This window comes from Chitinimonas taiwanensis DSM 18899, from assembly GCF_900119825.1.
GTDB classification, from domain to species: domain Bacteria; phylum Pseudomonadota; class Gammaproteobacteria; order Burkholderiales; family Chitinimonadaceae; genus Chitinimonas; species Chitinimonas taiwanensis.
The window spans coordinates 35159-60261 of sequence record NZ_FPKR01000011.1; the positions used below are offsets into that span (position 1 = coordinate 35159).

Genomic DNA, 25103 nt, shown 5'->3' on the forward strand with positions numbered 1-25103 from the left:
GCTATTTTATGGCGAGCTTCGGCTTTTCTGGTTGCGGCGATGCAACAGAAACTAAGACCAGTTGCACGTTTCAGGTGCACCGAAGGCTGAATTGGACCGCAGCTTAGCGACCAACTCAGGTCGAGATGAGCAGGCTATTGAGTGCTAGAGCAGCGTGGGCAGTGCCAGCAGCAGGTAGCGCAAGCACTTCCCGATGGCGATGCAGGCCGCGCTCATGGCTAAAGGTAGGCGCAAGTAGCCAGCCGCTAAGCAGAGCGCATCGCCCACGATGGGTAGCCAGGCCAGCAATAGGCTGTAAGCCCCCCAGCGCTGCACCTGATTCAACACCGTAGGTGAGAGGCTGGAGGAGACCTTGGCCAGGCGTCCGAGGCCATAGCTGCTCAGGCTGCCGAGGGTATTGCCCAGCGTGACCATCAGCAGGGCCGACCAAACTGTGGCAGGCTGTGCCTGCAGCCACAGTAGTAGCGCCAGCTCCGAGTTGCCGGGCAGCAGTGTCGCCGAGAGCAGGCCGGAGGCGAATAGGCCGGCGAGGCCGTAGTTGCTGCCCAAGCCCGCCAGGAAGCCTAGCAGTGCATCCATGTGCGGCGCGCTTAGAAGCGCGGCGTATGGCCGGTTTGTTGGGTAATCAGTTCGGCCAGTTGGCTGAACAGCTCACCCTGGTCGCGCGTGCTTTGCCAGCGCCCTTCTTGCAGACGATAGTGGAAGCCGCCACTGCGGGCGGCCAGCCAGATCTCCTGATTGGCGGCATGGCGATTCACCACCATCTTGCTGCCTGTGTCGAATTCGATTTCCAATACATTGCCATTGCGGTTCAAGTCCACATCGAACTCGTCCGCGTCCAGGGCCTGTTCGATCTGATCGAACACCCGGTCGCTAAGGCTGAGGAATTCGCTTTCATTCATTTGGCTGGCTCTTGGCGAGGTTGTTAACATGCCGATTTTACCCGCACACCGGTCTGCCATGCGCCTACTTCCGCTTGCTGTATTGATCTGCCTCTTGACTGCCTGCGGCTACAAGGGCTCGCTGTATCTGCCCGAGCAGGGCAAGCCGGCCTCCGTAACAAGTCAGCCGTCCTGAGCATCGAGTCGTGTTCTCAGCGGGCAAGAAAAACGCCGCATCGGTTTCGATGCGGCGTTTTTCATTCCGACTGGGGTGTACGCGCTTACTGGTTCACACAGTCCACATAGTACTCACCGGTCTTCTCGTCCTTCACCAAACCGTGGATGTCGGTCTCGAAGCCAGGGAAGCGCTCGTTGAAGGCGCGTGCAAAGCGTAGATAGTCGACAATGGTTTTGTTGAAGCGCTCGCCCGGGATCAACAGGGGAATGCCCGGTGGGTAGGGGGTGAGCAGAATGGCGGTGATGCGGCCTTCAAGCTGATCAAGCGGCACGCGCTCGATCTCGCGATGGGCCATCTTGCTGAAGGCCTTGGCCGGCTTGAGGGCAGGCACCATATCGCTCAGATACATCTCGGTGGTCAGGCGGGCCACATCGCGCTCTCGGTACACCTCGTGGATCTGCTGACACAGATCGCGCAGGCCGATGCGCTCGTAATGCGGATTCTTGGCGATGAACTCTGGCATCACGCGCCATAGCGGCGAGTTGGCATCGTAAGCATCCTTGAACTGCTGCAGCTCGGTGACCAGTGTGTTCCAGCGGCCCTTGGTGATGCCGATGGTGAACATGATGAAGAAGCTATACAGGCCGGTCTTCTCGACGATGATGCCGTGCTCGGACAGATACTTGGTCAGGATAGCGGCCGGGATGCCGGTGTCAGCAAAGCTGCCATCTACATCGAGGCCTGGGGTGATGACGGTGGCCTTGATCGGATCGAGCAGGTTGAAGCCTTCGGCCAGCGCACCGAAGCCATGCCAGCGCTCGTTGGCGTGCAGTTCCCAATCCGCGCGTTCGCCCAGGCCTTCTTCGGCCAGATAGTCCGGCCCCCATACCTTGAACCACCAGCTGTCGCCGTACTCGGCTGCCACCTTGCGCATGGCGCGGCGGAAGTCGAGTGCCTCGAAGATCGACTCTTCCACCAGGGCGGTGCCGCCAGGCGCCTCCATCATCGCTGCCGCCACATCGCAGCTGGCAATGATCGAATACTGCGGGCTGGTCGAGGTGTGCATCAGATAGGCTTCGTTGAAACGGTGCCGATCAAGCTGACGGGTTTCCGATTCCTGCACCAGAATCTGCGAGGCCTGCGAGAGGCCAGCCAGCAGCTTGTGGGTGGACTGGGTGGCGAACACCATCGCTTCCTTGCTACGCGGCCGGTCGCGGCCAATCGCGTGCATATTCTTGTAGAAGTCGTGGAAGGCGGCATGCGGCAGCCAGGCTTCGTCAAAGTGCAGGGTGTCGATGGTGTCGCCCAGCACTTCCTTGATCATCTCGACGTTGTACAGCACACCGTCGTAGGTCGATTGGGTGATGGTCAGGATGCGCGGCTTATTGCCCGGGCGCTTGGCCAGCGCTTCCTTGGCAAACGGGTTGGCCTCGATCTTCTTCTGAATGGTTTCCGGGCGGAACTCGTCGAGTGGGATCGGCCCGATGATGCCGTAGTGATTGCGGGTCGGCATCAGGAAAACCGGGATCGCGCCGCACATCATGATCGAGTGCAAGATGGACTTATGGCAGTTGCGGTCCACCACCACAATATCGCCAGGCGCTACCGTGGCGTGCCAGACCATCTTGTTCGAGGTCGAGGTGCCATTGGTGACGAAGAACAGATGGTCGGAGCCGAAAATGCGCGCGGCATTGCGTTCGGATGCGGCCACCGGGCCGGTGTGGTCGAGCAGCTGGCCGAGCTCATCCACCGAGTTGCACACGTCGGCGCGCAGCATGTTTTCGCCGAAGAACTGATGGAACATCTGCCCCACCGGCGACTTCAGGAAGGCCACGCCGCCCGAATGCCCTGGGCAGTGCCAGCTGTAAGAGCCGTCCTGCGCGTAGTGGAGCAGGGCGCGGAAGAAGGGGGGTGCCAGTGTGTCGAGATAGGCCTTGGCTTCGCGCACGATGGAGCGCGCGACGAATTCGGGCGTGTCCTCGAACATATGGATGAAGCCGTGCAGCTCGCGCAGCACATCATTGGGGATGTGGCGGCTGGTGCGGGTCTCGCCATACAGGAAAATGGGGATGTCGGCGTTCTTGTAGCGAATCTCGGCCACGAAGGCGCGCAGATTCTTCACCGCCGCGGTTTCCTCGCCCGGTTCGCCACCGATGAACTCCTCATCGTCGATCGACAGGATGAAGCTGGAGGCGCGACTTTGCTGCTGGGCAAAGCCGGTTACATCGCCGTAGCTGGTTACACCGAGGACTTCATAGCCCTCTTCTTCAATGGCCTTGGCTAGCGCGCGTATGCCTAGGCCGCTGGAGTTCTCGGCGCGGAAGTCTTCGTCGATGATGATGACGGGAAAGCGGAATTTCATAAGGAGTTGCTCCTGAGATCGGCAGGTGCCGAATCTTCTTGTTCATACACGACACGCAAGGGCGGTGCCGGCGGAAAAAGCACAGGGCCGCACCTGTGCAGGTACGGCCCCGGTGAGTAAGCAGTCGAATGTAGGCGCTAGGCAGGCAGTCCTTGTCAGGCTTGCGGCACGGTGTCGGCGAAAGCCGGACGCTGGGCCAGCTTGTCGGCCAGGCGGGCCAGGTTCGGGTAATCATTGCGCCAGGCGATATGGGCGAAACGCAGATCGAGATAGCCCAGGCACACGCCTACGGCGATATCGGCCAGGCTGTAGCTTTCGCCATTGCACCAGTTGCGCTCGCCCAGGTCTTCGGCCAGGGCCTGCAGGCCGCGGCTGATTTTGACTTCCTGGCGCGCGATCCAATCGGCACTTTGTTGCGCCTCGCTGCGCTTGCGCTCCAGAAAGATGCTGGCGGCGGCATCGCAGATGCCGTCAGCCAGCGCTTCCCAGCGCTTGACCTGCACCGCGTGGCGGTAGTCATGTGGGATCAACCGGGTGACGGGCGATACATGGTCGAGATATTCCACAATCACGCGCGAATCGAACAGCGTGGAGCCGTCGTCGAGGACCAGCACCGGCACCTTGCCTAGTGGGTTCAGCTCACCGACCTTGGTGTCGGCATTCCAGGGAATATCCACCGTCAATGGGCATTCGATGCGCTTTTCCTGCAGCACGATGCGCACCTTGCGGGCGTAGGGGCTGGTGAGCGATGCGATCAGCTTCATGACGATAACCGTTGGGCAAGGACTGTGGATTCTAGGGAAGTGCCTGGACGAGGGCCAGCCCTTCCTGCGGCTTGCTGCGCGTACCGAGCCACTTGGCGCGAGGCTGTGGCAGCGCACGCATTTTTACCGGCGAATGTTGCGCTGCGCAACCCAAAATACATGGCGCAGCACTTGCTGCTGCGCTAACTGTTTTCGCTCAGCTTATCGCGTGCTTGTTGCAGTGCGCTCTTGGTCGCGGCGGCGAAGCGGTTGCTGGCGAAATTGGCTACCTGGCGACTGGCTTTGGAGAGCGAGTCGAAGGCGCAGGCGCTCACGCACACTGCTTGCTTAAGCGGCTGACCCAGCGTGGCCGGTTGCGCGTCCAGGCTGGCCAGCATATTGCGCTGCTGCTCGGCCACGCTCTTTTCCAGCAGCTGCATCGCATCGGTCATAGCCGAGATCTGGGCGACGAACAGTGAGCAGCCAAGCTGCACGCTTTGATCGAGATGCTGTTCGAGCCGTTCCGCTGGCGCACTGCGACCATTCAGCGCAGCGACCCAGTCGCGATAGCCATCGAACTGTGTCGCCAACAGGCGTTCGAAGTTGCGGCCGGCTAGGTCGGCGCCTTCATTGAAACGATCGAATTGTTGCTCGAGCCTGGGTGTGGGCCAGGCGGCGTTAGAAGCATTCATATGCCGTAACTTCCTGATTAATCGGTCTTGTGGACTGATGTTGCGCCGCAATAAGGCGCGCAGTCTAGGCCGCTTGGGCGGGAAGTCAATCGGTCAAATGGTATTCATGACAATGGCGTTCAGGGTTAACTCAGCGCCAAGTCGCGTCGGTATTGATGCCGACGAAGTTCAGCCCCTGTTCATCCAGGCGCAAATAGCCGCCTTGGCCAGCGTACCAATCTGGCAACACCCAGCGTTGGCGCAGCGCATGTTGGACCTCGTGCTGGTGGCTGGCAGGGCGGTGGGTGTGACCGTGGATCAGGTGCGTGCCCGGGTGGGCGGCCAAGAGTTTGCTGACCGCCACGGCATTCACATCCATGATCTGCGCGCTCTTGCCTTGCTTGGCTGCTTCGCTGGCGGCACGGATACGCGCCGCTTCCGCCTTGCGCTCGGCCAGGGGGCGAGCCAGGAACTGCGCCTGCCAAGCGGGCTGGCGCACCAGGCTGCGGAACTGCTGATAGGCTGTGTCATCGGTGCATAGCGCGTCGCCATGGCTGAGCAGCAGGTGCAGGCCGAAGGCGTCCAATGTATAGGGGTCGTCCAGCAGCTGCGCGCCTGCCTGCTGTGCATAGGCGGAGCCGAGCAGGAAATCGCGGTTGCCGTGCAGGCAGTAGATCGCGCAACCGTCTGCCGCACAGGCTGAGAGCTCGGCGGCGATCTGCGCATTCAAGGCCTCGTCATCATCGTCCCCCAGCCAATACTCGAAAATATCGCCCAAGAGATAGAGCGCACTGGCCTGCCGAGCCGGGCCACGCAAAAAGGCGATAAAGGCGGCCGTGGTGGCCGGATCAGCATCGGACAGGTGCAGGTCGGAGGCAAACAGGATGGGTTTGGGCATACGGGGCGCTTGAAATGACAACGGCGCGGTTGCCCGCGCCGTAACTAGGCGAGTGCTTTAGACCAGCTCAGCCTTGTCGATGGTGACCGGCTCGGCCGGCACATCCTGATGCATGCCCTTGGAGCCGGTGCGCACTGCCTTGATTGCATCGACGACCTCGGTGCCTTCCACTACCTTGCCGAACACGCAGTAGCCGAAGCCTTGTGCGGTGGGCGAGCTGTAGTTGAGGAAGCTGTTATTGCTGACATTGATGAAGAACTGCGCGCTGGCCGAGTGCGGATCGGGGGTGCGGGCCATGGCGATCGTGTACTTGTCGTTCTTCAGGCCGTTGGCGGCTTCGTTTTCGACCGGATCGCGAGTTTCCTTTTGCTTCATGCCGGCGTCGAAACCGCCACCCTGGATCATGAAGTCGTTGATCACGCGGTGGAAGATAGTGCCATCGTAGTGGCCGGCCTTCACGTATTCGACGAAGTTGGCCACGGTCTTCGGGGCTTTGGCTTCATCGAGTTCGATGCCGATCAGGCCGTGATTGGTGTGCAGATTGACGCGCATGGAAGTCCTTTCGACTGTTGGCGGCGACTGGCAATGCGCCAGCGCAGGGGATGGAGTTCAGGGTAGCTGGGTGGCCGTTTTCACGATGATAGGCTGCAGTGGTACGTCGGGCATGCCGTTTACGTAGCCGGTGGGCTGGGCGGCCATCTTTTCGACGACGGCCATGCCTTTGACCACCTTGCCGAACACCGCGTAACCCCAGCCGCGCGGGCTCTGGTCGCGATGGTCGAGCATCACGTTATTGCGCAGATTGATATAGAACTGGGCGCTGGCCGAGTGCGGATCATTGGTGCGCGCCATGGACAGGGTGCCGACGCTGTTTGAGAGACCATTATTGGCTTCGTTCTGGATCGGCTTGTCGGTGGGCTTTTCACGCATATCGACCCCGTAGCCACCGCCCTGGGCAACAAAGCCAGGAATCACGCGATGGAAAACGGTGCCGTTGTAATGACCCTTCTTCACATAGCGCAGAAAGTTTTCCACCGTTTTCGGTGCCTTGTCGGCAAACAGCTCAATCTCAACATCGCCCTGATTGGTGCTGAGCAGCACATGCGGATTGGCCGCATAGGCGAGGGGGGCGAGCGCAAGCAGCGCGCTGAGTAGCAAACCTTGCATAGGGAGAGTCCTGCGCAGTGAGATAAGAATAATAGGCGGCGATGTTAGCACAGCCACTTACCCGCTATGCCGTGCGGGTAGAGGCTAGCTACTGCATGGCGATGCGTGAATATTTTCCCTCGCGCCCCTACAATCGCAGCCTGCCCACCTTTCCGGATCGACCCATGGACCAGCTGATTACCGAGTTTGACCGCGCCTTGCGCACGGTGTTTGCCCCTGCCGCCAGCCTGCGTCCGCATCCCGATGCACAGCTGGCGGAGGCTGAACTCAGCCCGGCAGAGAAGCGCCATGCCGCCGGTCTGATGCGGGTCAATCACTGTGGTGAAGTGTGCGCTCAGGCGCTGTATCAAGGCCAGGCGCTGACCGCGCGCGATCGCGCCACGCGCGAAGCGCTGCGCCAGGCTGCGCAGGAAGAGACCGAGCATCTGGCCTGGACCGAGCGACGCCTGCAGGAGCTCGGTAGTCACAAGAGTCTGCTCAATCCGCTCTGGTATGCGGGCTCTCTGGCCATGGGCGTAGGGGCAGGGCTGATTGGCGATCGATGGAATCTGGGTTTTCTGGCCGAAACCGAACGTCAGGTCAGTGCGCACCTGGATAGCCATTTGGGCTTGCTGCCGGATGCGGATGCCAAGAGCCGGGCCGTAGTGACCCAGATGCATGCCGATGAGACGGCACATGCGGCGACCGCGGTCGAACTGGGGGCGGCCGAGTTACCCGCGCCGGTCAAGACCGCCATGCGCGCCATGTCGCAGGTGATGACCACGCTCGCGTATCGCGTCTAGCGAAACAGGTTCTGTTGTCTTGATGAGGCGTAAGTCGAACAAAAAAACAGCCCGAGCCGACTCAGTAGCTCGGGCTGTTTTGTGTCCGGCTTACTTAGACTTCCACAATCTCGAAATCATGGCTGATCTTGACCGTAGCGCCGAGCATGATGGAGGCAGAACAGTACTTTTCAGCCGACAGTTCGATCGCGCGCTTCACCTGCTCGACTTTCAGTTGGCGTCCCTTGACCGTGAAGTGCATATGGATGTGAGTAAACACCTTGGGATCGGTCTCTGCGCGCGTGGCGTCCAGCGCAACTTCGCAGTCGACCACATCGGCGCGGCCTTTCTTCAGGATGGTGACCACATCGAAGGCGGTGCAGCCACCGGTGCCCATCAAGAGCAGTTCCATGGGCCGCGGCCCCAGATTCTGACCGCCTGCGGCCGGAGCGCCATCCATCAGAACCGAGTGGCCCGATTCGCTTTGTGCCAGAAAGCTGACGTTTTCTACCCATTTGATGCGAGCGCGCATCGGACTACTCCTTGCAAAAGTGGCGGAAGGCGCGGCGGGCGCAAGGTCTGCCGCACTGCGATAGAGACCAGCGACGGATTGCTGGCCTGAAACTACAGAATCGTAACTAAAGCCCCGTGATGGACTGTTTTCGCGCTTCTTGAAGTGTAACTTTATTTCTGTTCATTGATTTCATGTCGCGCTGCACAAAAAACACTTGCCATTCGCGTAAGGCTTGCGTAGTATCCGAACTGCATTGAGGCGGTACACGCAATGTGTGTGCTTTGATGTTGTCTCCTCCATCCTCCTTCTTTGGTGGAATTACGCGCAACCCAATCGGTTGCGCTTTTTTTTGTCTGTATTTTAAGATTATTCGTTCTCCGCGTGCCGCCTGTCGGCTGCGGTGACTTGTCAACGTTCGTTCGGTTTGACAGCGCTTTGTTTTTTCAAATAGAATGCGCGACTTTCCGTAAATCGAACGAATCTGGAAGAGCCGTATGAAAACCTTCTCCGCCAAGCCGCACGAGGTACAGCGCGACTGGTTTGTAGTCGACGCCACCGATAAGGTGCTGGGTCGCCTCGCCGCCGAAATCGCTCACCGCCTGCGTGGTAAGCACAAAGCCATCTACACCCCTCACGTCGATACCGGTGATTTCATCGTTGTCGTGAACGCAGACAAGCTGCGTGTGACCGGTGACAAGGCCAAGCAAAAGACGTATTTCCGCCACTCGGGCTACCCCGGTGGTATCTATGAGCGTTCCTTCACCGAAATGCAGGAACGTTTCCCTGAGCGTGTGCTCGAGAAGGCCGTCAAGGGCATGCTGCCCAAGGGCCCTCTCGGCTACGCTATGATCAAGAAGCTCAAGGTTTACGCTAGCGCCGAGCACCCGCACGCCGCGCAACAGCCTAAAGTCCTTGAAGTCTAATTACGACCAGATACAAGGACTGAAAAAATGGTTGGCAAGTATTATTACGGTACGGGTCGTCGCAAGAGCGCTGTCGCTCGCGTGTTCCTGGCCAAGGGTTCGGGCAAGATCGTTGTGAACGGTAAGCCGCTGGACCAGTATTTCTCCCGCGAAACCGGTCGCATGGTGGTTCGTCAGCCGCTGGTGTTGACCGAAAACCTGGAAGCTTTCGACATCCTGGTGAACGTTGTTGGTGGTGGTGAAACCGGTCAAGCCGGTGCACTGCGTCACGGCATCACCCGCGCGCTGATCGAATTCGACGCCGCCCTGAAGCCGACCCTGTCGCGCGCAGGTCTGGTGACGCGTGATGCTCGTGAAGTTGAGCGTAAGAAGGTCGGTCTGCGTAAGGCCCGCCGCGCCAAGCAGTTCTCGAAGCGCTAATCGCCAGATTCGACGCGAAGATTCGTTCGAGTACGTCGGCGCAAGCCGGGAAAAGCCGCCAGTTTCTGGCGGCTTTTTCTTTTTGCGCCGCCAATCTATCTGGCATATCAGGGAATCGTTGTATCATCGACCCTCTTTGCGATCGGCTCAGTGGAAGGAAAGCAAGACATGATCAAGGTAGGCATCGTAGGCGGGACCGGTTACACGGGCGTGGAGCTGATGCGCCTGTTGGCGCGGCACGGCGGCGTCAAGCTGCAAGCCATTACCTCGCGCAAGGAAGCCGGTATGCCGGTGGCCGAGATGTATCCGAGCCTGCGCGGTCATGTGGATATTGCTTTCTCTACCCCGACCGATGCCAAGCTGGACGAATGCGATGTGGTGTTCTTCGCCACGCCGAACGGCATTGCCATGCAGGAAGCCACGACCTTGCTCGAAGCCGGGGTCAAGGTCATTGACCTGGCTGCCGACTTCCGTATCAAGGATGTGGCCGAATGGGAGAAGTGGTATGGCATGAGTCACGCCAGCCCAGGCTTGGTGGCCGAGGCGGTATATGGCCTGCCGGAGGTGAACCGCGACAAGATCCGCACCGCGCGCCTGATCGCCAACCCAGGCTGCTATCCGACAGCGGTGCAACTGGGCTTCCTGCCGCTGATCGAGGCTGGCGTGGTCGATGCATCCAGCCTGATCGCGGATAGCAAGTCCGGTGTGTCTGGCGCGGGGCGCAAGGCCGAGGTGCATACCCTGCTGTGTGAGGCGGGCGACAACTTCAAGGCCTATGGCGTCGGTGGTCATCGCCACCTGCCCGAGATCAAGCAGGGCCTTGCCGCAGCCGCGCAGGCACCCGTTGGCCTGACCTTCGTGCCGCATCTGACCCCGATGATCCGCGGCATACATGCCACCCTGTATGCCAAGCTGACCAAGGATGTCGATGTACAGGCATTGTTTGAGCAGCGTTATGCGAACGAGCGTTTCGTGGATGTGATGCCTGCGGGTAGTACGCCGGAAACCCGCTCCGTGCGTGGCGGGAATACCTGTCGCATCGCCGTACATCGCCCACAGGGTGGCGATACGGTGGTGGTGCTGTCGGTCATCGATAATCTGGTCAAGGGCGCGGCCGGCCAGGCGGTGCAGAATATGAACCTGCTGTTCGGCTTGCCGGAAGGGCAGGGCCTGGACATCGTGCCCCTGCTGCCCTGATCCATGCTGCGTCGCTGGAAACGCCGCGGTAATCATCTGGCCACTGCACGCCTGGCTGTGCGGCGCCATCTGCCCTGGTATGCCTGGGTGGGCCTCGTGCTATTGGCGCTGTGCTTGCTGGCGGGGGCCAGCTGGCTGCTGTTCCAGCATGGCCAGGAAGTCGGCCGGCAAGACCCGCATGCGCAGCGCGCGATTCAGGAGGCGGCACGCAATGCCGGCACGCTGGAAAAGGCCTTGAGTGAAGCGCGCCAAAAGCAGGCCGAGACCGAGCAGCAGCTGCGCCTTGAGCTGGCAACCCGGCAGACCATGACGCGACAACTGCAGCAACTGCAGGCGGACAATGGCAGCCTGCGCGAGCGCATCGGCTTTTATGAGTCGTTGCTGACCAAGACAGACAGGGCGCCTGCACTGGCGATTGAGGTCTTCCGCGTCGAGCCGCTGACGCCCGGCCACTACCGGCTCAGTGCCATCCTGCTGCAAGGCCAATCTAGCCAGGAGGCCTTCAAGGGTGAGATGCAGTTCCGGCTGACCATTGAGCGGCAGGGCAAGCGCGAAATCATTGCCTGGCCGCAGACCCGCATCCCGCTCAGCGTGTCGCGCTTTCTGCGCCTGGAGCGTGAGACCGATCTGCCGGCCGATACCGTGCTCAAGCGGGTGGAAATGGCGATCTATGCGGCGGGCGAAACCCGCCCACGCCTGACCCGCATTTATGAAGTGAAAGGATGAAACATGTTTGGCAAAGACAAGCATAAGGCGACCAACCGCATCGACAGCCTGATCGGCCTGGAGGCGCGCATCGAGGGTCATATGCATTTCGCCGGCGGTCTGCGTATCGATGGCGAAGTGGTCGGCGATGTGACCGCCATGGATGACAAGCCGAGCACGCTGGTGGTCAGCGAGAAGGCGCGTATCCGCGGCACGGTGCGGGTCGCACATCTGGTACTCAATGGCACGATTGAAGGGCCGATTCACGCCACCCACTATCTGGAACTACAGTCGAAGTGCAAGGTGGTCGGTGATGTGTATTACAACTCGCTGGAGATGCATCCCGGTGCCGTGGTGGCCGGCCAGCTGATCCATATGGGTGGCTTGGACAGCAAGCCGGCCACGCCGCCCGTGACCAAGAAAGGGGCCAAACTTGAAACTGCGCCGGAATAGCCCCATCTAAGCAGCAAGTCCCTGTTTGTAAAAGGGTTAACAAATACGCCGTATGCGCGGATAATCTGCGCATTAAACCAATGCGTTGTCTGGAGTTCGCGCCATGAATGCCCCTGTCGAAATGAGCACCCCCTTCGTCTTCACCGATAACGCCGCTGCCAAGGTGGCCGACCTGATCGCTGAAGAAGGTAATCCCGACCTGAAACTGCGCGTGTTCGTGACCGGTGGCGGTTGCTCCGGTTTCCAGTACGGCTTCACCTTCGACGAAATCGTCAATGAAGACGACACGCCTTACGAGAAGAACGGCGTGACCCTGTTGGTTGACCCGATGAGCTACCAGTATCTGGTGGGTGCCGAGATCGACTATGTGGAGAGTATCGAAGGCTCGCAGTTCACCATCAAGAACCCGAACGCGACCTCGACCTGCGGTTGCGGCTCGTCTTTCTCGGCCTGATCATTCAGCCACAAAAAAGCCCCGGTCTATACCGGGGCTTTTTCATTTCTGTGCACGCCTTATTTGGCCTGCATGCGCAGCGCACCATCCAGGCGTATCACCTCGCCATTGAGCATCGGGTTCTCGATGATGGCGGCGACTAGGTGGGCAAATTCGGCCGGGTCGCCCAGGCGCGAAGGGAAGGGCACGGCGGCACCCAGCGCGTCCTGCACGTCCTCAGGCAGGCTGGCCATCATCGGCGTCTTGAAGATGCCCGGCGCAATCGTCATCACCCGTATGCCGTAGCGGGCTAGCTCGCGCGCCGCCGGCAGGGTCATGCCCACGATGGCAGCCTTGGATGCCGCATACGCGCACTGGCCGATTTGGCCGTCAAAGGCGGCAATCGAGGCGGTGTTAATAATCACACCGCGCTCACCATTCGCCTGGGCGGGCTGCTTGCTCATCGCATCGGCGGCCAGGCGCAGCAGATTGAAGCTGCCGATCAGATTCACATCCAGGGTGCGCTTGAAGCCATCCAAGAGATGCGGGCCTTCGCGCCCAACCAGCTTTTCGCCGTGCACGATGCCTGCGCAGTTGACCAGCGCATCCAGGCGGCCAAAGTTGCTGATCGCCTGTTGCACGGCGGCCTGGCAGCTGGCTTCGTCACTGACATCGCAGAGTGCGAAGCGCGCCGCCTCGCCGAGCTCGGCCGCCAGTGCGGCACCCGCCGTGGCATTGCGGTCGGCGATCAGCACGCAGGCGCCGGCACTGATGGCCTTGCGCGCCACTGCTGCGCCCAGGCCTGATGCCCCGCCGCTAATCAGTACGCTGGTATTTTCCATCTGCATCGATATGTCTCCTTTTCTTGTGGAATAGGTCGGCCCTGGCCGCCATGAAAAACGCCCTCCTGGGTAAGGAGGGCGCGGTATACCGTGTGTGGCTTATTTCTTCAGCACCAGTTCCAGCATGCGATCGGCCAGTTCCTTTGGGCTGCTGCTGCCATCGGCCTTGTACCACTGAATCGTCCAGTGCAGGCCACCCAGCAGCAATTTGCGCAGCAGGCGGGTATCGCTATGCACGAGGCCCGCGGCGGCGGCTTCATCCAGCACCTGTTGCCAATCGCGCTCATAGGCGTCGCGCAGCTTGATCAGTTCGGTGCGTGCCTTATCCGACAGGCTAGGCCATTCATACAGCAGCACCGATAATGCGCCCTTGTCGTCGCCGAGCAGGGTGTCCAGGTGGACGCGGAAAACGGTTTTCAGTTTTTCCAGTGGGGTCTTGGCTTCTGCCAAAGCCTCTTCTAGCCTATCAGTCAGTTCGCCTATCCCGGCGGCCATGACGGCAACCAGCATTTCCTCCTTGGTGCGGAAATGGTAGAACAGGCTGCCAGATTGCATGCCGACGGCTTGAGCGAGGTCACGTACGGTGGTGCGCTCGTAGCCTTGCTCCTTGAACAGGCGGCTCGCTGCGGTAATCAGCTCGGCGCGGCGTGTTTTCTCTTCTTGGGTGGTCATGATCTTGTTTCTGCTTGATGGCGGTAGTTGCCGGAAAGTTGGCGCATTTTATACGCATTCCCCGAGTCTAGCGCTTGCTGGGATCATAAAACCTTAATAAATACTCTAATTATGTGGCCTGCCCGCACGCCGGCCACCGACCATATCTTTGAAAGCCGCTATGCGCCTTGCCCTGCTACTTGCCTGTCTACCGCTCAGCCTGTTTGCCGCCGATATCGAAAGTTTCTCGCCCCAGGGCGCCGTGCGCGAGGTGCGCCAGGCCAAGGTGCGCTTCTCTGAATCCATGGTGCGTTTTGGCGATCCGCGCCTGCCCGACCCTTTCGAGGTGGCCTGTGGTGCGGAGGAAGGCAGTGGGCGCTGGATCGATGACCGCAACTGGGTTTATGACTTCCGCCGTGATCTACCTGCCGCCACTCAATGCGAATTCCGCCTCAAGCCGGGCCTGAAAACGCTGGCTGGCGCCGCTTTACCGGCCAGCCGCTACCAGTTTTCCACCGGTGGCCCAGAGCCAGTGGATGTCTGGCCTGAGCGCTGGCAGCCGATTGTGGAAGACCAGGTCTTTCTGGTTAGCTTTGCCGCGCCACCGTTGCCCACTTCCCTGGCGGCCAGCGCGCGTTGCGAGGTGGAAGGCCTGCGCGAGCGTATTCCGGCCGTGGTGTTAGCCGATGCCGAGCGTGACAAACTGCTAACCGCCTATTTCAGCCGCGACCGTAAACGCTGGCCCAGCCATATGGCGGCGCTGCGCTGCCAGCGCCCCTTACCCAACGATGCCAGCATGCAGCTGGTGCTGGATGCCGGCCTGAGCGCCGCCAATGGCGCCAGCCTGCGCGAGCCCATGCAGTTCGACTTCCGCGTGCAGCCGCGTTTCACCGCCTGGATGTCCTGCGAGCGCACGCGTGAGAAATCGGCCTGCCTGCCGCTGTCGCCAATCGAGCTGCGCTTTTCCGCCGGGGTGGATGCGGCGCGCGCCAAGGCCGCGACCCTGGTCAGCGCCGACGGCAAGCAGCGCTGGGCGGCGGAAGCGATACTGGGCAGCGATAAGCAATTCTTCGAGGAAGAGCAGGCTGGCAAGCCGGTGCGCCGCCAGCTGGCGTATGGCGTGCGCTTCAAGCCGCTGTTTCCGGAAAACGGCACGCTGCAGCTGAATCTGCCTGCCGGGCTGCGCGATGAATATGGTCGTGCGCTGAGCAATGCCAAGCAGTTTCCGCAGAGTGTGAAGCTGGACAGCTTCCCGGCCCTGGCCAAGTTCTCGGCCAGCTTTGGCATTGTGGAGCGCGCGGTGGGGGTGCTGCCGGTGACGGTGCGCAATGTGGGCGAGGCTGTGCGTGCCGAGGACAAGCCGGCGCCCGGCATGCTCGACAGCCTGATCGATATGGCCAAGAGCGCGACCGGTTCCGCCAAGCCAGCCGAGAAGACGCTGGGCCTGCCTTATCGTCAACTCACCCTGAACAAGGAAGCCGATATCGTCAGCTGGTATCAGCGTCTGCGCCGCGGTGCGCAGCCGGCCGATGGCCAGGATTACCGTTCGGCCTCGCTGCTCAAGGATGTGGGTAGCGCACAGCGCTATCGCTTGCCCGCCCCGAACGACGAGCTGGCCGCCGAGGTGATCGGTCTGCCGCTGCCCAAGGCCGGCCTGACCGTCGTGGAAGTGGAGAGCGCCCGCCTGGGCAAGCGCCTGCTGCAGCCGGCGGCATCCATGTATGTGGCCAGCGGCGCGCTGGTTACCAATCTGAGCGTGCATTACCGGCGTGGGCATGACGATGCGCTGGTCTGGGTGACCACGCTGGATAAGGGTTGGTTGGTCAACAATGCTGCGGTCAGCATCCTCGATTGCAAGGGTAAGGTGCTGGCCAGCGGCAAGACCAATGCCCAGGGGGTCTGGCAGCCGAGCAAGGCGCTTGCCAAGGAACGCTACGACTGCCCGAATTATGTGTTTGCCCGTCAGGGCGAGGACGTGACCTTCCTGGTGTCGGATTGGCGCGAAGGCATCGAGGCCTGGCGCTTTGGCGTGAATACCGAGTACGACCGCGATCAGCGTCGCAGCTTCCATGCCGTGCTCGACCGCGGTCTGTACCGGGCTGGTGAAACCGTCAGCATCAAGCTGATCGGCCGGGAACGTACGGCGCTGGGTTTTGGCCAGCTGGCCGATGCGCAGCTGCCCAATCAGGTCGAGCTCCAGCATCTGGGCTCGGACGAAAGCGTGGTGCTGCCGCTGGAATGGCGCAATGGCGCTGCCACGCTGAGCTGGGACATCCCTGCGGATGCCAAGCTGGGCAGCTATGCGATCAATCTGGCGCGCAAGCAGGGTAAGCAGCTCGATGGTCTGGGTAGTGCCGGCCAGTTCAGCGTGGCGGAATTCCGTGTGCCGCTGATGCGCGGCACGCTCAAGCTACCGGCCGATACCGTGCAAGCGGGTAGCCTGCAAGCAGTGGCCCAGGTGCAATACCTGGCCGGCGGCCCGGCTGGTGGCGAGGCGGTCAAGCTGCGCGCCCTGGTGCGCCCGGCCGGTTCGCGCGAGCTGGAGGCCTTCGAGGGCTTCCGCTTCAGCACGGGCGATGTACCGGCCAAGGTGCTGCGCCCCGATGCGCAGGACGAGCGTGAGAATCAGGATGATGAACAGCCGCTGGCCTTGCGTAGCACGGTGCTCGATAAGGCCGGTGGTGCGACCCTGCCGCTGACCGGCTGGCGCAATGCCAGCACGCCGCTGCAGCTGACGGCCGAACTCGAATACCGCGATCCGAACGGTGAGGTGCAGACCACGGCCGCCAGCAGCATGATCTGGCCCTCGGCGGCCCAGGTTGGTCTGAAGTTCGGCCAGGCCAAGCGCGAAGGCGGCATGCCGCTGGAACTTGGCCTCGCCAGCTATACCGGCAAGCCCTTGGCTGGGCGCGCCATCAAGGCCGAGGCCTGGTCGCGTCAGACCTTCAGCCATCGCAAGCGTCTGGTGGGCGGTTTCTACAGCTATCAGCACGAAACCCGCTACCAGCCGCTGGGCGAGATCTGTAATGGACGTAGCGATACGCGCGGCCGCCTGCGCTGCGATCTGCCGGCCAAGTTCAGTGGCGAGGTGCTGGTGCGCGTTAGCAGCGCCGACGATGCCGGCCATATTGCCTACGCCCATGACGAAGCCTGGCTACCGGGCGAGGGCGAAGGCTGGTGGGCGAATGGTGATGGCGACCGTATCGATCTGATCGCCGACAAGAAGCAGTACGAGGCGGGCGACACCGCCACCCTGCGCGTGGTGATGCCCTTCCGCGAGGCCACCGCCCTGGTGGCAGTCGAACGCGAGAAGGTGCTCGAATGGCGCGCGGTCACCCTGCGTGCGGACAACCCGATCATCAAGCTGCCGATCAAGGGGCATTACGGGCCGAATGTGTTTGTCTCGGTGCTGGTGGTGCGCGGCCGGGTGGCCGAGCCGGCCGCGACGGCCCTGCTCGATCTGGCCCGCCCGGCCTACAAGCTGGGCCTGATCAAGCTGGCGGTGGGCAGTAAGGCCTATGCGCTGGATGTGAAGGTGAGCAGCGACAAGACCCTGTACCAGGTGCGCGACAAGGCGCGCGTGAAGGTGAGCGTGAAGGGCATGGATGGCAAGCCGCTGCCCAAGGGAGCCGAGGTGGCACTGGCCGCGGTGGACGAAGGTCTGCTGCAGCTGCGCGCCAACGATAGCTGGCAGCTGCTGCCCGCCATGCTGGGCGAGCGCGGCTATGGCTTCTATACCGCCACTGCGCAAGGCCAGGTCATCGGTAAGCGCCACTTCGGCCGCAAGGCGGTGCCGGTTGGCGGCGGTGGTGGGCGCAGCGGTACGCGCGAGCTGTTCGATACCCTGCTGTTGTGGAAGGCGCGCGTGACGCTGGATGCCAAGGGTGAGGCCAGCGTGGAGGTGCCGCTCAATGATTCGCTGACCAGCTTCCGCATCGTGGCGGTGGCCACGGCCGGTAGCGACCGCTTCGGCACTGGCGAGACCAAGATCCGCGCCAGCAAGGATGTGATGCTGTTCAATGGCCTGGCCCGCACGGTGCGCGAGGGCGACCGCTTCGAGGCCGGCTTCACTGTGCGCAATACCACGGCGGAGGCGCTGAGCCTGACCGTGCGTGCCAAGGCCAAGGGCCTGCCAGAGTTAACCGCGCAGGCGCTGAACCTGGCCGGCAACGAGGCCCGTGAGCTGATCTGGCCGGTTAGTGTGCCGGCCGGTGTGGGCAAGCTGGACTGGCAGGTGGAAGTCCAGGGCGGCACGCGCGTCTACGACAGGCTGAGTTTCAGCCAGGCAGTGAGCGAGGCGGTGCCGGTGCGCGTGCTGCAAGCCACCATCACCCAGCTGCCGCCCGATTTGAACCTGCCGCTGGCCCGCCCCGCGGATGCGATTGCCGGCCGCGGTGGCGTCAGCGTCACGCTCTCGCCCAGCCTGGTAGCAGCGCTGGATGGAGTAGAAAACTATCTGCGCGCCTACCCCTACACCTGCCTCGAGCAGCAGACCTCCAAGGCCATGGGGCTGAATGACCCGGCCGCCTGGGATGCGGTGGTCGCGCGCCTGGACAGCTATCTGGATGGCGATGGCTTGGCCAAATACTTCCCCACACTGGAGTACGGCAGCGCAGCGCTGACCGCCCATATGCTGACCCTGTCGGCCGAAAGTGGCTGGGCACTGCCCGATGGCGGGCGTGAACGCATGTTGCGCGCGCTGACCGGCTATGTGGAAGGGCGGATTGCCCGCGAGCCGCTGCCCAGCGACAGCACGCGTCGCGCCAGCCGTAAGCTGGATGCGATTGCCGCGCTGGTACGTTGGGAATCGGCCCGTCCGGCCATGCTCGACGGTCTGGTGCTGGAGCCGAACCGCTGGCCTACCGCCACCGTGCTCGACTGGATCGCGGTGCTGGAAAAACTGGACGGCGTGCCCAAGCGCGTGGAAAGGCTGAAGGAAGCGCGTCAGATTCTGAACGCACGCCTCGATATGTCGGGCACCAGCCTGAACTTCTCCACGGCCCAGGCTGATGATGCCTGGTGGAGCATGGATTCGACCGATGGCGATGCGGCTCGCATCCTGCTCGATGCGCTCAAGCAACAGGGCAATCGCGCCGACCTTGGCCGCCTGGCGCGCGGCGTGGTCAGCCGTCAGCAGCGTGGCCATTGGGATACCACGGTGGCGAATGCCTGGGGCGCGCTGGCTCTGCGCCAGTTCGCGCAGCAGGTCGAGGCCGGCCCACCAGGCGGGGCGACCGTGGCCAAGCTGGGTGGCGAGCAGCGTCTGGATTGGAGCAAATCGGCCCAAGGCGGCCGCCTCTTCCTGCCCTGGCCCGATCAGGCCGCCACGCTGAACCTGAGCCACCAGGGTGCTGGCAAGCCCTGGGCCGTGCTGGAAGCGCGCGCTGCCGTGCCGCTGAAGGCGCCGCTGGTGTCGGGCTATCGGGTGGACAAGCGCTGGGAGCCGGTCGAGGCGCGTGGCAAGACCTTTGCCCGTGGCGAGGTATGGCGCGTGCGGCTGACCATCGACGCCCAGGCCGATATGAGCTGGGTGGCGGTCAATGATCCGATTCCGGCCGGGGCAACCTTGCTGGGGCGTGGCATGGCCACCGATTCGGCCCTGCTGGCGCGTAGCGAAACCAGCCAGGGGGCCTGGCCGGCCTTCGAGGAAAAGGGCGAGACCGCTTACCGCGCGTATTACGACTGGCTGCCCAAGGGCCAGCATGTGCTCGAGTACACGGTGCGCCTGAACACCCGCGGTGAATTCGCCCTGCCCGCCACCCGCGTGGAGGCGCTGTATGCGCCAGAGCGCTTTGGCGAGAGCCCCAACCCCTTGATTCGGGTGGAATAAATCCAGCGGGCTTGGCAGGCAGCGTGTCCAGAAATGGGCAGCTGCCTGCCTAGCAGCGCAGCGGCAATGTGCGTGGCCTATTCTTGGGCGTGTGAGTATTGCCAAAATCTAGCTTACAATTCCCAAACTACTTGAAATCAATGCCGGAACACGATGACGACACGCATTTTTCTTCTGGCAGTACTGGCGATTGCGCTTTCCGGCTGTGAGCGGGTTTCCGAACTGGCCAACCAGGCCAAGCTCAATGGGCGCGCCATCGGTGCGGCTTGCCGCCATACCGGCCGCTCGCTGGAAGATTGCTTCCAGCGCAATCCGCGGGTATCGAAGGCCGATATCTTTGCCGGCTGGAAGGAAATGAACGAGTACATGACCAAGAACAAGCTGGATGTCATTCCGCCTGCGCCCGACGCGAAGGCGGCCAGCGGGCCGGTGGCCAGTATTGAAATCGGTGGTGGTACCGATGCGGCCGAGGAGGAAAAACCGGCCGAAACCAAGCAGCCGGCGCCTGCGCCTGGCAACTGATCCAAGAAGAACCCGTTTGGGACTGAGGAAAGCATGATTTCTACACTCAAACAGATCCCGCTGTTTCACGGCCTGTCCGACGACGAACTCAGCCATGTCGAGGCTTCGGCCGCCGCGCGCACCTTTGCCAAGGGCGCCATCATCATCACCGAGGGCGAGGCTGGCAGCTCGATGTTCCTGCTCATGCAGGGCCGGGTGAAGGTCTATGTCAGCGATTCGAACGGCAAGGAATACGTGCTGGCCGTGCTTGGCCCGGGCGAATATGTGGGCGAGCTGGCCCTGCTCGACGATGAGCCGCGCACCGCGTCGGTGGAGACGGAAGAGCAGAGCACCTTCCTGGTGATCCAGAAGGAAGACTTCCTAACCCTGATGCGCAATCACCCGCAGATCCAGTTCAAGGTGCTGGTCAATCTGGTGCGTCGCACGCGCCAGCTGACCGAGGCGGTGAAGAACTTGGCCCTGCGCGATGTGTATACCCGCGTGCGCATCCTGTTCGAGGATCTGGCCGTGGAGCGCGAAGGCCAATACATGGTGGAAGAGCCGATGACCCAGCAGGCGATTGCCGACCGGGTCGGCTCCTCGCGCGAGATGGTGGCGCGCATCATGAAGGAGCTGGTGTTCGGCGGTTATGTGCGGGTGGAAAATCGCCGCCTGATCATTCTGCAAAAGCTGCCCGAAGCATTCTGATGCCGCTGCGCAGCACATCGAAACCGGCCCGCGTGGCCGGTTTTTGTTTGCCCGGCCATCATTCAGTTTCGGTTCACTGCGCCCCGCGCACACTGCGTGCACCAACTCAACAGGAGCACGTCATGAACCGCCTCGCCATCCTTACTCTGCTTGCGACCAGCTTTGTGGCGGCGCAGGCCGATAGCTTCAACGACACCGCCCGCGTGCGCAGCGCCACGCCCGAGTACGAGCGCATCAGCACCCCGCGCAAGGAATGCAGCAGCGAATGGGTGACCGAGACCCGCGAAGTGCCCGCCCAGCGCCAGTATGGTGGCGCCGTGATCGGCGGCCTGGCCGGCGCCCTGATCGGCAACCAAGTGGGCAAGGGCCATGGGCGCGAAGCGGCGACCGCTGTGGGTGCCGTGGTTGGCGCGCTGGCGGGTGACAATATCGATAACCGTGGTCGCAGCGGTGGCTATGTGGAAGAGATTCCGCGCGAGATCAAGCGCTGCCGCACCGTAGAAGACTGGCAGAGCCGCTTGGTCGGCTACCGCGTGACCTATGAATACCGCGGCCAGCAATACACGACCTTCATGAACGAAAACCCGGGCAAGTCGCTGCCGGTGCGCGTGTCGGTCGAACCCTTGATCTGAGCGCAGGCTGCCGCCGGGTGCGGCGCTCGTAATACAATCGGCCCATTGTTGGCTGAACCAAGTGAGCACGATGATGAAATGGCTTCTGCTTTGCCTGAGCTGCCTGATGTTGCTGGCAGCCACCCCTGCCTGGGCCGATGTGAGCCGCGATGATGCGGCCGCCGCCGCCCAACGCCAGACTGGCGGCCGCGTGCTGTCGGTGGACCGCAGCGAGCGTGACGGCCGCCCGGTATGGCGGGTCAAGGTGGTGACCGAACAGGGCGAGGTGAAGGTGGTGTTCATCGATGCCGCCAGCGGTCGGGCGATCTGAACCATGCGCCTACTGCTGATTGAAGATGAAGCCCCGCTGCGCCAGAGCCTGCGTAAGCAGCTGGAAGCCGACGGCTACCGGGTGGACGAGGCGGCCGATGGCGAAGATGGCCTGTTCCAGGCCAGCGAATACCCGGTTGACCTCGCCATTGTCGACCTGGGTCTGCCCAAGCTCAGCGGCATGGAGGTGGTGGAAAGACTGCGCGCCGAGGGCAAGGCGCTGCCCATCCTGATCCTGACCGCGCGTGGTAGCTGGCAAGACAAGGTCAAGGGCCTGGAAGCTGGCGCCGACGATTATCTGGTCAAGCCCTTCGAATACCCGGAGCTGGCCGCGCGGGTGAAAGCCCTGCTGCGCCGCGCGCTGAAGGCGACCTCGGACACGCTGGTGCTGGGGCCGATCGGGCTGGATTTCTCGGCCCAGCAGGCGCAGCTGAATGGCCAGCCGGTGGAGCTGACCACCTTTGAATACCGGATGCTGGAGTACTTGGTGCGCGAACGCGCGCGCGTGGTCAGCAAGCAGGAACTCTCTGACTACCTGTATCCGCACGATGAGGATCGCGACAGCAATGTGCTGGAAGTGCTGATCGGCCGCCTGCGCCGCAAGCTCGATCCGGACGGCACGCTGGCACCGATTGAAACCCTGCGCGGGCGCGGCTATCGCTTCGTGCTGCAAGCCGGGCAATGAAGCCAGGCTCGATTCGCACCCGGCTTATCCTGGGCGCGACCTTCGTGCTGGCCATCTTTCTGGCCGGCGCCGGCTACGCGCTCGAGCGGGCCTTTTCCGAAAGCACCCGTTCTGCCCATTACGCGCGCCTGCAGGGTGATGTCTACCTGCTGATGGCGGCGGCCGAACTCGACCCCGAGGGCGGGCTGATCATGCCGCCCTCGCTGGCCGAACCGCGCTTCTCGCTGCCGGCCTCCGGCCTGTATGCGAACGTGGCCAATCCCAATCACCGCGAGGAATGGCAGTCTGCCTCCACGCTCGGCCTACGTCCGCCTTTCCCGCGCGATCTGCAGGCCGGCCAATGGCTGTTCGATGAGCGGGTCAAAAACGGCAAGCGCTATCTGAGTGCCGCTTATGGCGTGCGTTGGTCGGATGGCCCGCGTGCGCGGCCGCTGACCTTTGCTGTGGTGGAGGAAGACACCCAGTACCGGCGCGAACTCGGCCAATTCCGCACCACGCTGTGGACCTGGCTGGGCGGCGCAGCCCTGGTGCTGCTGTTTGCCCAGACCCTGCTGCTGGGCTGGGGCCTGGCGCCGTTGCGTCGCGTGGCGCGCGAGATCCGTCGCATCGAAACCGGCGACCAGCCGCGCATCGAGGGGCGCTATCCGAGCGAGCTGGCCGCCCTCACCGATAATCTGAATACCCTGATCGAGCAGGAGCGCGCACGCCAGCAGCGCTACAAGGATGCGCTTGGTGATCTCGCTCACAGCCTGAAGACCCCGCTGGCCGTGCTGCGCGGCGGCCTGGCCGAGCCGGCCCAGCTTGCGCAGACCGTGGAAGACCAGGTCGCGCGCATGGATGGCATCGTGCAGCACCAGCTCGGGCGGGCCGCCGCCAGCGGCGCCAATCGCTTTGCCGCGCCGCTGCAGCTGGCGCCGGTGCTGCAGCGCATCGTCGATTCGCTCGCCAAGGTGTATGCCGAGCGCAATCTGCAGTTCGAACTCGATTGCCCGGACAAACTGAGCTGGAAGCTCGATGAGGGGGATGCCTTCGAGGTGTGCGGCAATCTGCTCGACAACGCCGCCAAATGGGCGCGTTCGCGGGTGCGCTGCAAGCTGCGCATCGTGCAGCGCGAGCTGCAGCTGTGCATCGAGGACGATGGTCCCGGTTTCAGCGACACCCAGGCCGCCTTGCAGCGTGGCGTGCGTCTGGATGAGCAGGTGCCCGGCCATGGCATCGGGCTGACCGTGGTGGCCGATATCGTGGCCGCCTATGCGGGGCAGATCACCCTCGGGCGCAGCCCGCTGGGCGGTGGCCGGATCGAAATCCGCCTGCCGACTGCCTAAGCCGGTGCGCGCGGGCTGTGCATGCCGGCCCAGGCATGCTGTCCGCCGCCTAGGCTATTTTCCTAGCCTGTTTGCGTTCGGCCGTGTAATGCCACCACGGCTGGGCCGGCTCACCCTCCATGAAGCGGATCACCGAGATGAACACATCGATCACGCAGGGGTCGTGCTGGCTGCCTGTTTGCGCGCAGAGCTCGGCATAGAGCTGGTAGGCGCAGCGGCCGCGCAGCTGGGCTGGGCTGTGGATGCCCAGCCGCTGCAAGTCGGCCGCACCGGCCTTGCCGATATTGGGCAGATCGGTGAGCTTGCTCACGCGCTCGCGGATGACTTTGCTGGGATGCATGAATCGCCCTCTACCTGTCTGTATGCCTAGCGGTGACGACACGCCTACTTGCCGTGTAATTTCGGGTCGGGGAAAGGTAGCTCGTCCTGGGCGACGCTGGGCTGGGCCTGCCAGCCGGTCTCGGTCATCACGAAGTCAGCCTGCGATTCCGAGCTGCCGCCCGGGCTATTGAGCAGAAAGCTGCAGGAAAACTGCCCGGGCTCGGGCTGATATTTGGCCGGCGTGGCCAAGCAGGTGCCCAACACCACGCTGCCGCTTTGCAGCACGCTGGCCATGCTCGGGCCGAACATCTCGCCGATGGCTCGCTGGGCGTCGGTCGCGCTGGGCGGCTGGGTGGGAATGGCGGGAGCCGGCTGACAGGCAGTCAGGCCGGCCAGCGCGAAGAGGGCGAGGGTAGTTTTCATGCTGGGGTTTTTCAGGGCCGGTGTCCGCCGCTAGCCCGCGCTAGGCACGCTAGTCGGCGGGTGGGGCTATAGATATTGCCGTACGCCGATACGTGCATCGAAGGCCGCACGCTGGTCTTCCGGGAGTTGCTCGCGCTGGTAGCGCAGCGAAAAGCCGCCATGCATCTCGCCCGATTCGCTAAGCAGATACCAGTCCAGCAGGCTGTCCTCGCTGAACTTCAGCCACTGGCCGACCTGTATCCAGCGGAAGTTTTCCGGCAGCTCGAACGGCTTGGCATAGCAGAAGCCTTCGCTGAACTCGGGATGCATCAGCCACAGATAAGCACCCTCGCTGGCATCCGGGCTTTCCGGCACAAAGAACTTCACGCAGGCGAGATCGGCCTCAGGCAAGGCCTGCAGCGCCTGCTTGAAGCCAGCCAGACTGGCATGGGCCTGGGCTATGGTCTGCAGATAGGCATCGGACTCGGCGTCCACGGCCATGAATAGCGGTTCTTCGGCTTGTGCCATATCGGGTCCTCTTGGCGATTGATCGACGCTGCGGCAGTCAGATTGGGCGCTCGGCCCCACGTG

The 25103-nt window shown here is 62.5% G+C and carries 29 protein-coding genes; 15 read left to right on the forward strand and 14 right to left on the reverse strand.

The features are described 5' to 3' along the window. Nucleotides 1-144 precede the first annotated feature (144 nt). Entirely contained in the window at nt 145-579 is a 435-nt protein-coding gene (locus BT173_RS13715; RefSeq protein ID WP_072429242.1) for a YqaA family protein, read from the reverse strand. An 11-nt stretch (nt 580-590) separates the two neighbouring features. Further along, on the reverse strand, nt 591-902 hold the full coding sequence (gene cyaY / locus BT173_RS13720) for an iron donor protein CyaY (RefSeq protein WP_072429243.1): 312 nt from the start codon (nt 900-902) through the stop codon (nt 591-593). Nucleotides 903-960: 58 nt separating this feature from the next. On the opposite strand from cyaY, the gene lptM reads away from it, so the two are divergent. Then, a complete protein-coding gene (lptM, locus tag BT173_RS20000) occupies nt 961-1077 on the forward strand; it encodes an LPS translocon maturation chaperone LptM (RefSeq protein WP_221416684.1) in 117 nt (38 codons plus the stop codon). A gap of 85 nt (nt 1078-1162) precedes the next feature. Here lptM and BT173_RS13725 read toward each other — a convergent pair whose 3' ends face one another. From BT173_RS13725 to BT173_RS13750, 6 genes are all read right to left on the reverse strand, one after another. After that, complete coding sequence (locus BT173_RS13725) at nt 1163-3421, reverse strand: arginine/lysine/ornithine decarboxylase (protein ID WP_072429244.1); 2259 nt, start codon at nt 3419-3421, stop codon at nt 1163-1165. A 155-nt stretch (nt 3422-3576) separates the two neighbouring features. Further along, nucleotides 3577-4185, reverse strand: coding sequence for a glutathione S-transferase (locus tag BT173_RS13730; protein WP_072429245.1), 609 nt, complete (start codon nt 4183-4185; stop codon nt 3577-3579). A gap of 182 nt (nt 4186-4367) precedes the next feature. Further along, nucleotides 4368-4856 (reverse strand): hypothetical protein, encoded by a 489-nt coding sequence (locus tag BT173_RS13735; protein WP_072429246.1) that lies wholly within the window; start codon nt 4854-4856, stop codon nt 4368-4370. 130 nt (nt 4857-4986) lie between these two features. Further along, entirely contained in the window at nt 4987-5733 is a 747-nt protein-coding gene (locus BT173_RS13740; RefSeq protein WP_072429247.1) for a UDP-2,3-diacylglucosamine diphosphatase, read from the reverse strand. Nucleotides 5734-5790: 57 nt separating this feature from the next. Further along, entirely contained in the window at nt 5791-6285 is a 495-nt protein-coding gene (locus BT173_RS13745) for a peptidylprolyl isomerase (protein WP_072429248.1), read from the reverse strand. A 57-nt stretch (nt 6286-6342) separates the two neighbouring features. Then, entirely contained in the window at nt 6343-6900 is a 558-nt protein-coding gene (locus BT173_RS13750; protein ID WP_072429249.1) for a peptidylprolyl isomerase, read from the reverse strand. A gap of 164 nt (nt 6901-7064) precedes the next feature. On the opposite strand from BT173_RS13750, the gene coq7 reads away from it, so the two are divergent. Continuing rightward, nucleotides 7065-7682: a 2-polyprenyl-3-methyl-6-methoxy-1,4-benzoquinone monooxygenase gene (gene coq7, locus BT173_RS13755; protein ID WP_072429397.1), complete on the forward strand. Its 618-nt coding sequence runs from the start codon at nt 7065-7067 to the stop codon at nt 7680-7682. 94 nt (nt 7683-7776) lie between these two features. Here coq7 and BT173_RS13760 read toward each other — a convergent pair whose 3' ends face one another. Next, nucleotides 7777-8193, reverse strand: coding sequence for an OsmC family protein (locus BT173_RS13760; protein WP_072429250.1), 417 nt, complete (start codon nt 8191-8193; stop codon nt 7777-7779). 476 nt (nt 8194-8669) lie between these two features. Between BT173_RS13760 and rplM the strand changes: the two genes are divergently transcribed. From rplM to erpA, 6 genes are all read left to right on the forward strand, one after another. Continuing rightward, the gene (gene rplM, locus BT173_RS13765) at nt 8670-9098 is read left to right on the forward strand and encodes a 50S ribosomal protein L13 (protein ID WP_072429251.1); all 429 of its coding nucleotides are present in this window, start codon (nt 8670-8672) and stop codon (nt 9096-9098) included. A 27-nt stretch (nt 9099-9125) separates the two neighbouring features. Next, nucleotides 9126-9518: a 30S ribosomal protein S9 gene (gene rpsI, locus BT173_RS13770; RefSeq protein ID WP_072429252.1), complete on the forward strand. Its 393-nt coding sequence runs from the start codon at nt 9126-9128 to the stop codon at nt 9516-9518. A 168-nt stretch (nt 9519-9686) separates the two neighbouring features. Further along, nucleotides 9687-10715, forward strand: a complete 1029-nt coding sequence (gene argC / locus BT173_RS13775; protein ID WP_072429253.1) for an N-acetyl-gamma-glutamyl-phosphate reductase — start codon at nt 9687-9689, stop codon at nt 10713-10715. A 3-nt stretch (nt 10716-10718) separates the two neighbouring features. Then, nucleotides 10719-11441 (forward strand): DUF6776 family protein, encoded by a 723-nt coding sequence (locus tag BT173_RS13780; protein ID WP_072429254.1) that lies wholly within the window; start codon nt 10719-10721, stop codon nt 11439-11441. A gap of 3 nt (nt 11442-11444) precedes the next feature. Beyond that, the gene (locus BT173_RS13785) at nt 11445-11873 is read left to right on the forward strand and encodes a bactofilin family protein (RefSeq protein WP_072429255.1); all 429 of its coding nucleotides are present in this window, start codon (nt 11445-11447) and stop codon (nt 11871-11873) included. A gap of 103 nt (nt 11874-11976) precedes the next feature. Continuing rightward, nucleotides 11977-12327: an iron-sulfur cluster insertion protein ErpA gene (erpA, locus tag BT173_RS13790; RefSeq protein WP_072429256.1), complete on the forward strand. Its 351-nt coding sequence runs from the start codon at nt 11977-11979 to the stop codon at nt 12325-12327. Nucleotides 12328-12386: 59 nt separating this feature from the next. On the opposite strand, the gene BT173_RS13795 is transcribed toward erpA, so the two are convergent. Both BT173_RS13795 and BT173_RS13800 read right to left on the reverse strand, forming a co-directional pair. Further along, a complete protein-coding gene (locus tag BT173_RS13795) occupies nt 12387-13154 on the reverse strand; it encodes an SDR family NAD(P)-dependent oxidoreductase (RefSeq protein ID WP_072429257.1) in 768 nt (255 codons plus the stop codon). Between the two features lie 93 nt (nt 13155-13247). Beyond that, complete coding sequence (locus BT173_RS13800; protein WP_072429258.1) at nt 13248-13820, reverse strand: TetR/AcrR family transcriptional regulator; 573 nt, start codon at nt 13818-13820, stop codon at nt 13248-13250. 160 nt (nt 13821-13980) lie between these two features. Here BT173_RS13800 and BT173_RS13805 point away from each other — a divergent pair, with 160 nt between their 5' ends. The 7 genes from BT173_RS13805 to BT173_RS13835 all read left to right on the forward strand — a co-directional run bounded on the left by BT173_RS13805 (nt 13981) and on the right by BT173_RS13835 (nt 23789). Then, nucleotides 13981-19629 (forward strand): alpha-2-macroglobulin family protein, encoded by a 5649-nt coding sequence (locus tag BT173_RS13805; RefSeq protein ID WP_072429259.1) that lies wholly within the window; start codon nt 13981-13983, stop codon nt 19627-19629. Between the two features lie 153 nt (nt 19630-19782). After that, nucleotides 19783-20151 carry a hypothetical protein gene (locus BT173_RS13810; RefSeq protein ID WP_072429260.1) on the forward strand — a complete coding sequence of 123 codons (369 nt, stop codon included), beginning with the start codon at nt 19783-19785 and terminating at the stop codon, nt 20149-20151. Between the two features lie 33 nt (nt 20152-20184). Beyond that, entirely contained in the window at nt 20185-20838 is a 654-nt protein-coding gene (locus BT173_RS13815) for a Crp/Fnr family transcriptional regulator (RefSeq protein WP_072429261.1), read from the forward strand. A 122-nt stretch (nt 20839-20960) separates the two neighbouring features. Continuing rightward, nucleotides 20961-21470: a glycine zipper 2TM domain-containing protein gene (locus BT173_RS13820; protein WP_072429262.1), complete on the forward strand. Its 510-nt coding sequence runs from the start codon at nt 20961-20963 to the stop codon at nt 21468-21470. 70 nt (nt 21471-21540) lie between these two features. Then, nucleotides 21541-21780, forward strand: a complete 240-nt coding sequence (locus tag BT173_RS13825) for a PepSY domain-containing protein (RefSeq protein WP_245794183.1) — start codon at nt 21541-21543, stop codon at nt 21778-21780. Nucleotides 21781-21783: 3 nt separating this feature from the next. After that, nucleotides 21784-22464 carry a response regulator transcription factor gene (locus tag BT173_RS13830; protein ID WP_072429263.1) on the forward strand — a complete coding sequence of 227 codons (681 nt, stop codon included), beginning with the start codon at nt 21784-21786 and terminating at the stop codon, nt 22462-22464. Continuing rightward, on the forward strand, nt 22461-23789 hold the full coding sequence (locus BT173_RS13835) for an ATP-binding protein (protein ID WP_072429264.1): 1329 nt from the start codon (nt 22461-22463) through the stop codon (nt 23787-23789). Before BT173_RS13830 ends, BT173_RS13835 begins: the two co-directional genes overlap by 4 nt. Before the next feature lie 49 nt (nt 23790-23838). On the opposite strand, the gene BT173_RS13840 is transcribed toward BT173_RS13835, so the two are convergent. The 3 genes from BT173_RS13840 to BT173_RS13850 all read right to left on the reverse strand — a co-directional run bounded on the left by BT173_RS13840 (nt 23839) and on the right by BT173_RS13850 (nt 25040). Further along, on the reverse strand, nt 23839-24129 hold the full coding sequence (locus BT173_RS13840; protein WP_072429265.1) for a helix-hairpin-helix domain-containing protein: 291 nt from the start codon (nt 24127-24129) through the stop codon (nt 23839-23841). Between the two features lie 44 nt (nt 24130-24173). Further along, on the reverse strand, nt 24174-24533 hold the full coding sequence (locus tag BT173_RS13845) for a hypothetical protein (protein ID WP_072429266.1): 360 nt from the start codon (nt 24531-24533) through the stop codon (nt 24174-24176). 66 nt (nt 24534-24599) lie between these two features. Further along, complete coding sequence (locus BT173_RS13850; protein ID WP_072429267.1) at nt 24600-25040, reverse strand: DUF2314 domain-containing protein; 441 nt, start codon at nt 25038-25040, stop codon at nt 24600-24602. Nucleotides 25041-25103 lie beyond the last annotated feature (63 nt).